Raw genomic sequence first — 12,194 nt, 5'->3', positions numbered from 1 at the left:
CTGACGATGCCACGATCACGGGATGGATTTAAGGACATGGATTGGGACAAGCTGAAGGTGTTTCACGCAGCGGCGGAAGCTGGCAGCTTCACGCATGCCGGGGAGCAGCTCGGGCTGTCGCAATCGGCAGTCTCGCGCCAGGTCAGCGCGCTGGAGCAGGAGCTCGCGGTCTCGCTGTTCCATCGCCATGCACGCGGCCTGATCCTCACCGAGCAGGGCGACCTGCTGTTCCGGACGGCGCACGACGTCTTCATGCAGTTGCAGGCGGCGCGCGCCAAGCTCACCGACAGCCGTGAGCGTCCCAGCGGCGACCTCAAGATCACGACCACACCCGGCGTCGGCATCAACTGGCTGATTCCGCGGCTCGGCGAATTCACTGCCATGTATCCGGAGATCCGGATCTCGCTGATCGTCACCGACGAAGAGCTGGATCTGTCGATGCGCGAGGCTGACGTCGCGATTCGCACGCGGAAGCCGACACAGCCGGACCTGATCCAGCGCAAGCTGTTCGCGATCAGCTTCCACGCCTACTGCTCGCCGGAATATGTGAAGCGTTTCGGCACGCCCCGCACCCTCGACGAGCTCGACGATCATCGCATCATCATGCTCGCCGACGGCCAGGTCGCTCCGCACCTGCAGAACCGCAGCTGGCTGGTCGATGCCGGCCGCAACGGCTCCGGTCCGCGCGAGGCCTATTTCCGCGTCAACAACATCCTCGGTCTCGTACGTGCCTGTCAGCAGGGCCTCGGCATCGCCGCGCTGCCCGACTATCTCGTCGAAGAGAACAGTCGCCTCGTGCAGCTGTTCGGCGAGTCCGACTCGATCCAGCTCGACACCTACTTCGTCTATCCCGAGGAATTGAAAACGGTCGCGCGGGTTCAGGTGTTCCGTGACTTTGTCGTGAGCAAAGCACAGCGCTGGCCAGCCTGATATTGTGCATGTCTGACATGCGGCACCCCTGCTTGCTGCAGGGCCGCGACGAAGACCATACTGTTTCTGTGCTGAGCGTCGGCGTTGCGCATTGTCCCCCTCCTCCAGTGGCGCGGACGCTCAGAAATCCCTCTTGGAAGGTGATTGTGTCGGCCGCGTTGGCCAATACCTCCAGCCGGGCTCATTGGGCCCGGCTATTTTTTTGCTCGGTTTTTCCCTTTGTATCCGCCTCGCTGATGTTGCGACGTTGACAGTCTGAGCGGCGCCGCGCATGTAGGACGCATGTCCGCATTTTCGTACGCCAAGCTGTCGTCGAAAAAAGCTCCCCTTCCGGGGAGCCGTGGACGCGCGCGCTAGAACCTCTCGAGAGTTCACCGCCGCCTCACCAAGCCCCGCCGCAAGGACGGGGCTTTTTCATGTCCCGTCTCCGGCTCACGACACCCAAGGAGATGGACCATGACCGCCCCCAGAACGCGACTGCAAGGACTCTGGCTGCCGCTGATCACGCCCTTTTGCGACGGCGCGCTCGACGAAGGATCGTTGCGTCATCTGATCCGACACTACGCCGCCAAGCCCATCGATGGCCTCGTGCTCGGCGCGACCTCCGGCGAAGGATTGGCGCTGTCATGGGACGAGCGCGCGCGTCTCGTCAGCGTGGTCCGCGATGAGCTGGACGCCATCGGCCGGCCGCTACCGATCTGCCTCGGCATCGGGGGCGTGGCGACGGCCGATCTGATCGAGGCGCTCGATCGAACGGCGTCGTGGTCGATCGACTTCTATCTGATCTCGAGCCCGCCTTACGTGCGCCCGTCACAGCGCGGACTGCTGGCGCACTTCACCGCCTTGGCCGATCGCGCCGCCCATCCGATCGTGCTCTACAACATTCCCTATCGCTCGGCGGTGGGACTCGACAATGCGACGCTGCTCCAGCTCGCTGCGCATCCGGCCATCGCGGGGCTGAAGGATTGCTGCGCCAACCGGATGCAGACCCGCGACCTGATCGCGCGCCGGCCTGCCGGCTTTCAAGTTCTGACTGGGGAGGACGCCCAGAGCTTCGACGCCTTGCAGGCCGGCGCCGACGGCGCCATCCTGCTCTCCGCGCATCTGGAGACGACCAATTTTGCGGCCATTCTCGATCACGTGAAGGCCGGCCGCCATGACGCCGCGGCAGCATGCTGGGCGCAGGTGGAGGATCTCACGCGCCTGCTGTTCACCGAGCCGAGCCCGGCCCCGGCAAAGTACTGGCTGGCGCGGACCGGCCTGATCGCCAGCGCCGAGATGCGACTGCCGATGGTGGAGGTGGGAGACGAGCTCGCCGCTCGGCTCGATCTGGAGATCGAACGCCGCCGGTCCGCCACGCAAGGCCGCGTCGCCTGAGCCGTCGCGACCAGCGTCATTCCGGGGCGGGCCGCAGGCTCGAACCCGGAATGACGGCGCGCCTGCATGAGGCAGCAGAGTTAATCCGAACTAACAGAGGCGATCAAAAGCCGCGCAGTCCGCAACCTGCTGTTTAAAGATGTTCCGCTATGAATGTTGAAAACCAAAGAGCGCGGGGGCGTCGTGGCTTTTCAGGATCATGCATTCCCTGAACGTCAGGGATTTAGCGTCGAGGACATCATCTGGGCGGTCGGGATCTGGTCGGTGATCCTGACTTTGACGCCGGCGATTGCATTCTATCTGCTGATGGTCGCCTGACCTCGCGTCCCGCGCGGGCGTGGCCGCCTCGCGGCCTGCCCGATCGCTGCGATCACAACGATCGGATCCGGCGCGAAAAACGCGCGGAACACCGCGCGTCGATGCCTCATTGCAACGATTGCGATCAGGCGGCCTGCTTGTGCATGGCCCCATTCGCCGAGACGGTCCCGCGAATCGCCCTCACCGAACGCTCGATCGCCGCCCACAGCCGCGCGATCTCGGCCGCAGCACGACCCTCCGCATAATACTCGCGCACGCCCTCGCCCTGGCCCAGCGCCATCAAGAGATCGGCGCGGTTGGTGATCTGTCCGCCCCACACCGGCGCCTTGAACTTGGCCAGCGCCTCGCGGGCAATGGTCACGATCGGGCTCTCGGCGTCGTCGCGGCGCGCCGGAGCGCCGTTGAGGACGACCGCATACGGCTTGCGCGCGGCGCGGCAGGTCTGGATCGTCTCCTGCACCGCGTTGACGTCGAACACGCCCGGGCGGGCAGGGATGATCACCATGGTCGCGTTCTTGATCGCATCCTCGACCACGGCCGAGATCGTCGGCGGCGTATCGATCAGCACCCACTCGACGCCGTCACGGCGGGCCGCGGACACGATCGCGCTCACCGAGTTCACGGCGGTCTTGATCGGCGGCTCGTTGGTGCCCCGCAGCTTGTGCCAAAGCGTCAGTGACCCCTGAGGGTCGGCATCGATGAGCAGGCAAGACTTGCTCGCCTTGATCTGCGCAGCGAGATGGGCGGCCAGGGTGCTCTTGCCTGAACCGCCCTTACGCGATGCGAAAACAATAACGTTCATACCTTGGCCTCCAGATTGACCCCGGTCGCGAAAATGAATCAGCGGACTGATTCGCGGAAGATAAATTTAGCGATTGACGAGGCGTAACTCCTGATTGCTGAAACGCATTGGTTTTTGAGTCACACCGTCAGCAGAAAATGCAGTCGATGGTGTCGCTTTCTTCGGCAACATCCGGTCTTCACCGCATGTGATTGCAGGCTGAAGCTGCACGACGCGGTGCGCATCGGCGCGTCAGGTTTCATCCGGCCGCGTCTTCTTCGTCTTGCCCGCGCGCGCATCGACCGGCTTCTTGGTTGCCGGCGGGCGAATGCTCATCGGCCTATCGGCACGCGCTGCCGCCTGGCGCGGCGGCGGTCCGAACTGGGCGCGGCATGGCGGCGACAGCTCGGCCTTGCGCCGGACCATGCAGGCGGTGACGCGGTCGACGTTGGGAATGTCGGAACTACACAGCCGAAAGGCGTCGCCGGTGCACGCCTGCTCCTGCTCGGCGGTATACGCATACGCGGAAACTGGAACCATCGTCAGGACCGGCAGCGCCGCTCCGACCAGTGCCAACAGGACGCCCCTCATCGTGCCCTCCTCCGGTTCAGCGACACTAGTTGCAACACCCACGAATCCGCAAGCCGCGCGCGTGCGGCTTCACGCCCCTGACGCCGAACCGGCGACGCCCGGTTGGACCGCTGATGGATTGATCTCCAGCGCGTCCTCGATGCTGCTGCTCCTCCGGCCGATGCGTGACGGCAGGGGACGCAAACCGGCCGAGACACCATCCGTACATCACAATGCGTACATCACACCTTCACCGGCAGCACGGACACGCGCTCGCGGCCTCGCGGCGCCATCCGCCCGAGTTTTTCGTCGACGGCCCCCGACCAACGCGAGGGCGCAGGGAATGCCGGGTGAAGGCCTCACCCATGGCCCGCCTGCAACAAGAAAAGCAGGCGGCAGTCACCACAGGTTCAGCCGAGCATCCGGCATTCCCTGCGCGATGGGCTTACGACTTATACGTGATCTCCCTGGGGATCGGCGTTCTTGCCCCCATCGCCCGCGCGCGCCGTCAGGCAACGCTGCCGGACTTGACCTCAGCGACGAGAGGCCAGGACCACACGACTTCATCGTCCGCAATCGATCAGTCGTCGCGCAACAGCGCCTGATCCACCACGGCCACCGCATCCCCGCCCCACGTATCGTGACGACCGCGCGTACGCCCCTTCGCTTGGGACGGGATGCGCGGATAAGACCACTGATTTGGGGGCGGCGTCAAGAATTATTCTGAAAACCGGAAAATGACGCGGAGTCCGGTCTTTGAGGTTAGCGAACAAGCAAGCGGCCCAAACAGGCAGATTGCCTTCGGCCCCACGCGGATACTAATCAGAGATCGAGATCAACGACTTCAAAGCGAGGCGGTGCTTTGGAGAGCACGTCCATGCATCCCCATCCCGTGATGAAGCGATAGTGGCTGGCAGGATGAAAATTCAACTTCCAAGCTTCCGATTGCGTCTCCGCAAACACGGAGCCCTCGACACGATAGGCGAAATGGCGTGAGGCCAGCCCCTCCGGCTTTGTGTCCGCCTCGGTGCTGAGCGGAAATTCGTCGAGGAGACGGACGATGGTGGCGTCGTTGAAGTGAACGCGGAGCGCGCGCTTCTCCGCGCCCGGAAGGATGAAATCTGCCGAGAGATGATCCCGTTGCCAGTTCACGGCGAGAAGATCGCTGTCATCGCACGCAAAGCTCACGCCCGCATCGATTGGAAAATACGTCGGCACGTTGGCTCCGGTCTCTTGGCGAAGATCGGCATCCTAATACGATGGCCTCAAATGCGTCAGCGCGTAGGGCGGATCAGCGCGGCGTGATCCGCCGTTTCATCGTCAAGACCGTGAGATGGATGGGGCAGAGGCTGCTCAAGGGCGCTGGCAGGAACAACGGTCGTCGCGAATATCTTGCTCGAGATGGCGGATTACGCTGGCGCTAATCCGCCCTACAACATTGAAGCATGGCGTCCAGCCGAGCAATGACATCGCCGACTGTCCCCTTCAGTCTCAGAAATTCTTGGTCTTCACAGGCTTCTTCGGCAAGCGTGAGCGCGAGCGACAATTGCTCTATGGACCGCTCGACATGCTGCTTGAATACTGCGGCCGACTTCGAATCCATCATGCGTCCTCGGGATCAGAGATCGCTTGGCGCCCATTTGCACCGCGCCAGCCACGGAGCTCATCGGCAGCCCCCGACGTTCGTTGCGTCGCAAGATCGGACGAACCTAGTGGTGATGCAAACGATGGATATGTCGGGATTTGGTACAGTTGGGTGGGCTCGAACCACCGACCTCCTGTTCCACAGACAGGCGCTCTAACCAACTGAGCTACAACTGCATCCGAAACGGGCAGAGCCCCGCGAGAGGGGGCGCCCGAACGGGCCGGAAACTAGGTGCAACGGGGGGATTTGGCAAGTCCGAGAACGGATAAAGTCGCCCGCCTCCCCGGCGTTTTTTGCCACCTTTGTGAGCGGATTCGGAGCCTGCCCGAAATGCGGGCTCTCATAGGATCGAGCCCGGACGCGTAGCGCGCCAGGCTCGGGATTCGCGGCCATCCGCTGGCGCCTCAGGACGCCAAGCGGGGCTCAGGCCGTGGACTTTAGGCCGCCGGCTTGAACAGCTTGGTGGCGCTTTCCTTGATCGGCTCGACCGTCTCGGTGGCGACCTTCTGGCCGAGTTCGCCGAGCTCCTTGGCCTGGGCGGTGAAGGCCTCGAACTGCTTGCGGGCGAAGCCGGTCCACAGCTCCATCGCCTCGGTCGGCGACTTCACGCCGAACAACTCCTGGGCGAAGTCGAGCGAGGCCGTCGTGTTGGCCTTGGTGAACTCCATCACCTTGGAGGAGTAGGCGCCGGCGCCCTTGCTGGCATTGGCGAAGAAGGCCTCGATGGCCGAATTGTGGGTCTCTGCGGCGTCCTTGAACTTGGCGTAGTTCTCGCGGGCCTGCGACACGCCTTTTTCGGCGAATGCGCGCACCTGTTCGGGAACCTCGAACGGGATGATCGACGCGGAGAAAGGATCGGTGGCATTGGTCATGGCATGCATCCTTCGAAACATTGAGACTGGACCGCCCCGGCAATCGGGAAGTCACTTCGGATCACGCAGAGGAACCGCCCCTGGGAGGTGAGTAACAACCTCGCGTAGAGCTATATCGTGTCGAATTTGTGCAACGCAACGGAAATTCCACTATCAGGAACTGTTTGTCGCGCCCCGGGGGCGAGCCGAATGCCATCTCCACCGGTGCGTGTGACGAGCCACAACGCAACAGCACCTCCAAAACCTCACGCTTTCGGCTTGGTGGCGTCGAGGGCCGCCTTGCTGAACGCTTGGCCGATGTCGCCGGCCTGCTCGGCCAATGAGCGCATCTGGCCCTGGACGAACTGGCTGTGCAGCTTGAGCACCTCGGGGAGATCCTTGGCGTGAACCAGCGACTGGGCATAGTCCAGCGACGACTGCACGTTCTTCTCAGCGTATTGCAGCACCCTCGCCCCGATGTCCTTCGCGCCCGCACGCACGGTTGCGCCGCGCTCTTCGAGCGAGCCGGCGGTCGCTTCAGCGCCGGCCAGGAACTTCTCGAACGTCTGGCGCGCCTGGTCGAAGCCGGCTTCGGCCATGGCCCGCATGTCCTTCGGAATTTCGAATCGGCGCCCGTCCTCGGTCATGAATCCCTCCATCCGATGCCTGTAACGGCCCTGGCATCGCCCCGGCCTGGATCGGGCCGGGCGACTGCGGCTTCGGCCCATCTGCCCATCATCCTGACCGCCCGGCCGCGCTTCCAACGTCCAACCCGGACTTTCGCCGCCGGTTCGGTGCCTCCTGAGCGCCCGAGGAACACATTAAGGTTATCCAAGCTTTAGCAGGACCACAGCCCGGCCCGGCCGTGGACCTCTGCCCTCAAAACGCGCGATAGTAACGAATTCTTAACGCTGCCACCTCCGGCAGCCGATCAACGCCACAAGAGCCGTTCGCCGTCGTCGCCCATGACCCACGCCGATCTCGAATTGCACGCCCTCAGCGATCCCCGGCTGGCCGTCCATGCCGCGGGCGCGCTGCCGGCGTGGCTCTGGTCGGCCGATGGGAGCCGCGTACTGTGGGCGAATGCGGTCGGCGCCCGCGCCCTCGGAGCGACCAATGTGCCGGCGCTGATCGCCAAGACGTTTGGTCCCGCCGATCAGCATCGCCGCCAGATCGCGCAATTGGGCCGGCGGCTGCCCGAGAATGGCGCGCTGCGGCTCGAACGTCTGCGCGGCTTCGGCGCGCCGCTCGGCACGCTGGCGACCTGCGGCTGCGCCCGAATCGAACTGCCCGACGGCAGGCACGCGGTGCTGATCGCCAGCACCGACAGCGGCGGCCGCAGCTTCCCGCTGACGGATCGACTGAAACGGCTGGTGGACGGCAGCGCGCATGCGCTGATCGCGTTTACCCAGGACGGTCAGTTCGCCGGCATCAGCACGGCCGGCCGCGACCTGTTCGGCATGCACGATCTGAGCGATCCGCGATTCGCCGCGATCCGCAACGCGGCGCTGGCCGATGGAGCCGCCGAGGTTTTGCTCGGCAGCGCGCGCGCAACCCTCTACCGGATCGGCAGTGGCAGTCAGACCGGACTGGTCGCCGTGCCGCTACCGGCCCCGCCCGATGAGTTGGACGCGCCGAGCCCGGTGCCGACGCCTGATGCAGAGCTCACCGCAGATGCCGCCCCGGCATCAGCGTCCGCGGATCTCGCGGATACGGCCGAGACTCTGCCTGCTCCTTCGATGGATGAAATGACCGAACGCCAGACCGACTACGAAGCCCCTGCGCTGTCCAACGAAGCTCCGGCCGAGTTCCTGCTGATCGACGACCCCGCCGAAGCCGAGTTGTTCGAGCCGCTCGCATCGCAGACGACGACCGACATGCATCCATCCGACTTCGGACCAGCACCGCTCTCCTCCAGCGAAGCGCAGGTCGCTTCGACTGCCGCGGAGAGCGAGGTTGCCTGTGCTCCCGACGTTGCCGGAACGGCTGCGTCCTCGATGCAGCACGCCCCGGAGGACAGCGTCGGCGGCGCGGCCGGCGATCCGTCCGGACGCGGCCGCCGTCATCCGCTGCGGTTTTCGTGGCAGATGGATGCCGAGGGACGGTTCTCGCTCGGCTCCGACGAGTTCGCCCGCCTGATCGGCGCATCCGGCGCCGCGCAACTGGGCCGGCCCTGGCACGACCTTGCGGCGGCGCTCGGGCTCGATCTGGATGGGCGTGTCGCCGCGGCCATCGAGACCCGGGAAACCTGGAGCGGGCTCGTCGTCACCTGGCCTGCGGGGCATGGCGAGCGGCTGGCCGTGGAGCTGTCGGGACTTCCCGTCCTCGCCGAGGACAAGAGCCATGCGGGCTATCGCGGCTTCGGCGTCTGCCGCGACCTCGAGGCGTTGGACCGGTTGGAAACGCGGTGGGCGGCTGCGGCCGAGATGAACATGGCCGATGCCGGGCAAGCGGACGGAGCCGATGTCGCCTCCGCCGCCGAGGCTCTCTCGGACGATGCCCAATCCGACCATGCGCCGGCCGCAGATGCGCCGCCGCACCAGGACAACATCACCGTGCCGGCGCGTGATGCTTCCGCTGTCACGGACGCCTCCCACGTCGATGGCGTCGGCTTGGAGGCGGCGGGGAACGTCGTGCCGTTCCGCGCCCCGGGCGAGGCCAAGCTTCCGGCGCTGACGCCGGTGGAGAACAATGCGTTTCATGAACTTGCGCGCCAGTTGTCGGCCCGGCTCGAAGGTGAAATCCGCAGCATGCCGGCCGATGTTCCCGGCTCCACGTTCGAAGCGGCCCCGCGCATGAGTGATCCGTTTGGTCCAGCACAGCATCCGGATGCGCCGCCGGCGAGCGACGTCGCGACCGAGCACGGCGCCGCCCTCCAGACGGACTGGCTGACGCCCGAAGCGCCGCCGGCCCAGGGCGACAGCCAGCGCGACCGGATCCTGCTCGATCTGCTGCCGACCGGCATGCTGATCTATCGGCTCGACCGGCTGCTCTACGCCAATCCGGCCTTCTTCAAGCAGATGGGCTATGCGGACCTGCCGACGCTGGAGCAGGCCGGCGGGCTCGATGCCCTCTATGTCGAGCCCGGCGCGCCATCCGCCACGGGCAGATCCGAAGCAGGCACGCCGGTGACGATCTCGGCCGCCGACGGCTCCTCCAGCGAGGAGATCAAGGCCGAGGCGCGGCTGTTCACGATCACCTGGGACGGCGACAGCGCGCATGCGCTGATCTTCGCACCGGCGCCGGGCCCGGCGGCAGCTCTTCCTTCTGCCGCCGAAGCCGCGCCAGCGCCGGCTCCGCCGCCGTCCGCGCCGCCCGCACTCGTGGTCGCCCCGCCTCCGGCCGTCGGTCATGCCGAAGCCGAAGACCTGGCCGCCATCCTCGACGTCACGGCCGAAGGCATCCTGATGTTCGATGCCGGCGGCAACATCCACGCCTGCAATCGCAGCGCCGAGGCCCTGTTCGGCTACGACGGAGCGGAGCTGGTCCGCCGCAATCTGATCGAGCTGTTCGCGCCGGAGAGCGCGCGGCTGGTGGTGGACTATCTCGACTGCGTGCAGCAGTCCGGCGCCGCCAGCATGCTGGATCAGGGCCGCGAGGTGCTCGGCAAGGTCGCCCAGGGCGGCGCGATCCCGCTCTCGATGACGATCGGCCGGACCCGGACCGACGGTCCGAACTTCTTCGCCGTGTTCCGCGATCTGTCGCAGCTGCGCCGCGGCGAAAGCGAGCTGCTGCAGGCCCGGCGCGTCGCCGACCGGGCGGCCAATGCCAAGGCCGACATGCTGGCGCGGATCAGCCAAGAGGTGCGCGCGCCGCTGAACGCCATCATCGGCTTTGCCGAGGTCATGATCGGCGAGCGCTTCGGCACGCTCGGCAACGCGCGCTACGCCGAATACATGAAGGACATCCGCACCTCCGGCGAACGCGTGGTGTCCCTGATCGACGATCTGCTCGAGCTGTCGCGCATCGAGACCGGAAAGCTCGAGCTGGCCTTCACCACGCAGAATCTGAACGAGCTGGTCGAGAGCTGCGTTGCGGTGATGCAGCCGCAGGCCAACCGCGCCCGCATCATCATCCGCACCTCGCTGTCGCAGACGGTTCCGCCCGTCATCGCCGACACCAGGGCGCTGCGCCAGATCGCCATGAACCTGATCTCGGCCTCGATCTCGCTGGCCAATGCCGGCGGCCAGGTCATCGTCTCGACCGCGCTGTCGGATTTCGGTGAGGTGGTGCTGCGCGTGCGCGACACCGGTCATGGGTTGAATGATCAGGCCGTCGCTGCGGCGCTCGAGCCGTTCCGTGCGACGGCCGGCGCCGAGCTGAGCTCCGAGGCCGCGGGTCTCAGCCTGTCGCTGACCAAGGCGCTGGTCGAAGCCAACCGGGCGCAGTTTCACGTCAAGGCGGCGCCGAAATCCGGCACGCTCATGGAGGTGGTGTTCTCGCGCGCGGTCGCCCGCAATCAGAGCACCGGCTGAGCCGATCCCGTCGAGCGGACCGCGAGCGCACGCAGCCTGAGACCCAGCAGCAGCGGACCGAACGCCAGGGCAAAGCCGGAGAAGGCGATGATCCAGGCGAAGGCCGCAACGTGCAGCAGCGCTCCCGCATGCGCCGGCACCAGCACGGCACAGACCCGCGTGACCGCCGCCACGATGATCCCGAGATAGATCACCTGCGTGGCGGCCGAGGCGGTCAGCGCCTGGCCGGTGTGGCCGAGCGTGGCGCGGGTCATCACCGCGAGCGTCATGATTCCGGCGGCGCCGACCATCCAGGCATGCAGCCCGGCGCTCGGCAGCACCCATCCGAAGCTCGCCGCCGCATTGATCAGGAAGCCGAGCGGCACGAAGGCGTAGCCGACATGCAGGATCACCAGCAGCCGTTCACGCAGCGTGCGATCGCCAGCCCAGCGCGCCAGCCGCACCGCGTGCAGCATGCCGGCCGCGGCCAGTGCGAGCCCGGTCGCGGCGCTGTCGGGCACGACGATCCAGCTCAACAAGCTCAGCGCACTGATGACCACGACGGCCATGTCGAAGCGGCCGAACGGGGCCGGAAGCCGGCCGGGATTGTGCTTGACCAGCCAGTTGCGCGTGAAGCTCGGCGTGATGCGGCCGCCGATCAAGGCGAGCAGCAGCACGATGACGGCGACGCCGACGCGGATCGCATCATCGGCCGAGCCGCGCAGATGCACCTCGAGGTGAAACGCGATGTTGCCGGCGCACAGCACGCCGACGACCGCGACGACCGGCAGATTGCGCCAATTTCGCCCCGCCACGATCTCGCGTGCCGCGGCAAGGACGACCAGCAGCAGGAAGCTTGCATCGATCAGCAGCGCCGCCCACCACGGAGCGAAGGCAGACAGCGTCACGGCAATCCGCCCCGCCAGCCACACGGTGACGAGCGTCAGCAGCGGCAGGCCGCGGATCGGCAGCCGTCCGGTCCAGTTCGGAATCGCCGTGAACAGAAAGCCGGTGACGATGGCCGGCAGATAGCCATAGAGCATCTCATGCACGTGCCAGTCGCGCGGCGTGAACGCCGAGCTCAGCGTCAACTCGCCGTAATAGGCCGGCAGCCAGACCAGGATCGCCAGCGCGGCCTGGATCGCACCGAGCAGGAAGAACGGACGGAACCCGTTGGCGAGAACGGTCAAGCCCTGATAGTTGCGCGGAATGGCCATGTGCATGCTCGCTCGATGCTCGACGGGAACCGCGCCGATGACGGCGCCTCC

12 protein-coding genes and 1 tRNA gene are annotated in these 12,194 nt (G+C 65.9%); 5 read left to right on the top strand and 8 right to left on the bottom strand.

Annotated features, from left to right (window positions below):
• The first annotated feature begins 6 nt into the window (after positions 1-6).
• The 3 genes from QXZ94_RS30615 to QXZ94_RS30605 all read left to right on the top strand — a co-directional run bounded on the left by QXZ94_RS30615 (position 7) and on the right by QXZ94_RS30605 (position 2,625).
• On the top strand, positions 7-930 hold the full coding sequence (locus QXZ94_RS30615) for a LysR family transcriptional regulator (RefSeq protein WP_315724695.1): 924 nt from the start codon (positions 7-9) through the stop codon (positions 928-930).
• A 456-nt stretch (positions 931-1,386) separates the two neighbouring features.
• Complete coding sequence (locus QXZ94_RS30610) at positions 1,387-2,307, top strand: 4-hydroxy-tetrahydrodipicolinate synthase (RefSeq protein WP_315724693.1); 921 nt, start codon at positions 1,387-1,389, stop codon at positions 2,305-2,307.
• Positions 2,308-2,460: 153 nt separating this feature from the next.
• Positions 2,461-2,625, top strand: a complete 165-nt coding sequence (locus tag QXZ94_RS30605) for a hypothetical protein (protein WP_172109837.1) — start codon at positions 2,461-2,463, stop codon at positions 2,623-2,625.
• A gap of 124 nt (positions 2,626-2,749) precedes the next feature.
• Here the strand turns inward: QXZ94_RS30605 and QXZ94_RS30600 are convergent, their stop codons facing one another.
• Positions 2,750-3,427 (bottom strand): ParA family protein, encoded by a 678-nt coding sequence (locus QXZ94_RS30600; protein WP_172109907.1) that lies wholly within the window; start codon positions 3,425-3,427, stop codon positions 2,750-2,752.
• 231 nt (positions 3,428-3,658) lie between these two features.
• The gene (locus QXZ94_RS30595) at positions 3,659-3,997 is read right to left on the bottom strand and encodes a hypothetical protein (protein ID WP_315724688.1); all 339 of its coding nucleotides are present in this window, start codon (positions 3,995-3,997) and stop codon (positions 3,659-3,661) included.
• 344 nt (positions 3,998-4,341) lie between these two features.
• On the opposite strand from QXZ94_RS30595, the gene QXZ94_RS30590 reads away from it, so the two are divergent.
• The gene (locus QXZ94_RS30590) at positions 4,342-4,581 is read left to right on the top strand and encodes a hypothetical protein (RefSeq protein ID WP_315724686.1); all 240 of its coding nucleotides are present in this window, start codon (positions 4,342-4,344) and stop codon (positions 4,579-4,581) included.
• Positions 4,582-4,798: 217 nt separating this feature from the next.
• Here the strand turns inward: QXZ94_RS30590 and QXZ94_RS30585 are convergent, their stop codons facing one another.
• The 5 genes from QXZ94_RS30585 to QXZ94_RS30565 all read right to left on the bottom strand — a co-directional run bounded on the left by QXZ94_RS30585 (position 4,799) and on the right by QXZ94_RS30565 (position 7,119).
• Entirely contained in the window at positions 4,799-5,194 is a 396-nt protein-coding gene (locus QXZ94_RS30585; protein WP_172185040.1) for a hypothetical protein, read from the bottom strand.
• Positions 5,195-5,396: 202 nt separating this feature from the next.
• On the bottom strand, positions 5,397-5,582 hold the full coding sequence (locus tag QXZ94_RS30580) for a hypothetical protein (protein WP_315724683.1): 186 nt from the start codon (positions 5,580-5,582) through the stop codon (positions 5,397-5,399).
• 138 nt (positions 5,583-5,720) lie between these two features.
• A tRNA-His gene (locus tag QXZ94_RS30575) sits at positions 5,721-5,797 on the bottom strand.
• Between the two features lie 261 nt (positions 5,798-6,058).
• Entirely contained in the window at positions 6,059-6,493 is a 435-nt protein-coding gene (locus QXZ94_RS30570; protein ID WP_172133884.1) for a phasin, read from the bottom strand.
• A gap of 245 nt (positions 6,494-6,738) precedes the next feature.
• The gene (locus QXZ94_RS30565; protein ID WP_315724680.1) at positions 6,739-7,119 is read right to left on the bottom strand and encodes a phasin; all 381 of its coding nucleotides are present in this window, start codon (positions 7,117-7,119) and stop codon (positions 6,739-6,741) included.
• Positions 7,120-7,437: 318 nt separating this feature from the next.
• Here QXZ94_RS30565 and QXZ94_RS30560 point away from each other — a divergent pair, with 318 nt between their 5' ends.
• On the top strand, positions 7,438-10,947 hold the full coding sequence (locus QXZ94_RS30560; protein ID WP_315724678.1) for a PAS domain S-box protein: 3,510 nt from the start codon (positions 7,438-7,440) through the stop codon (positions 10,945-10,947).
• Here the strand turns inward: QXZ94_RS30560 and QXZ94_RS30555 are convergent.
• A complete protein-coding gene (locus QXZ94_RS30555; protein ID WP_315724675.1) occupies positions 10,932-12,143 on the bottom strand; it encodes an NnrS family protein in 1,212 nt (403 codons plus the stop codon). The genes QXZ94_RS30560 and QXZ94_RS30555 overlap by 16 nt on opposite strands.
• Positions 12,144-12,194: the final 51 nt, after the last annotated feature.

Source organism: Bradyrhizobium sp. SZCCHNS2022 (genome assembly GCF_032377575.1).
Classification (GTDB): Bacteria; Pseudomonadota; Alphaproteobacteria; order Rhizobiales; family Xanthobacteraceae; genus Bradyrhizobium; species Bradyrhizobium aeschynomenes.
The sequence above is the reverse complement of the archived record's forward strand: the minus strand, read 5'-3'. Positions and strand labels throughout refer to the sequence as shown.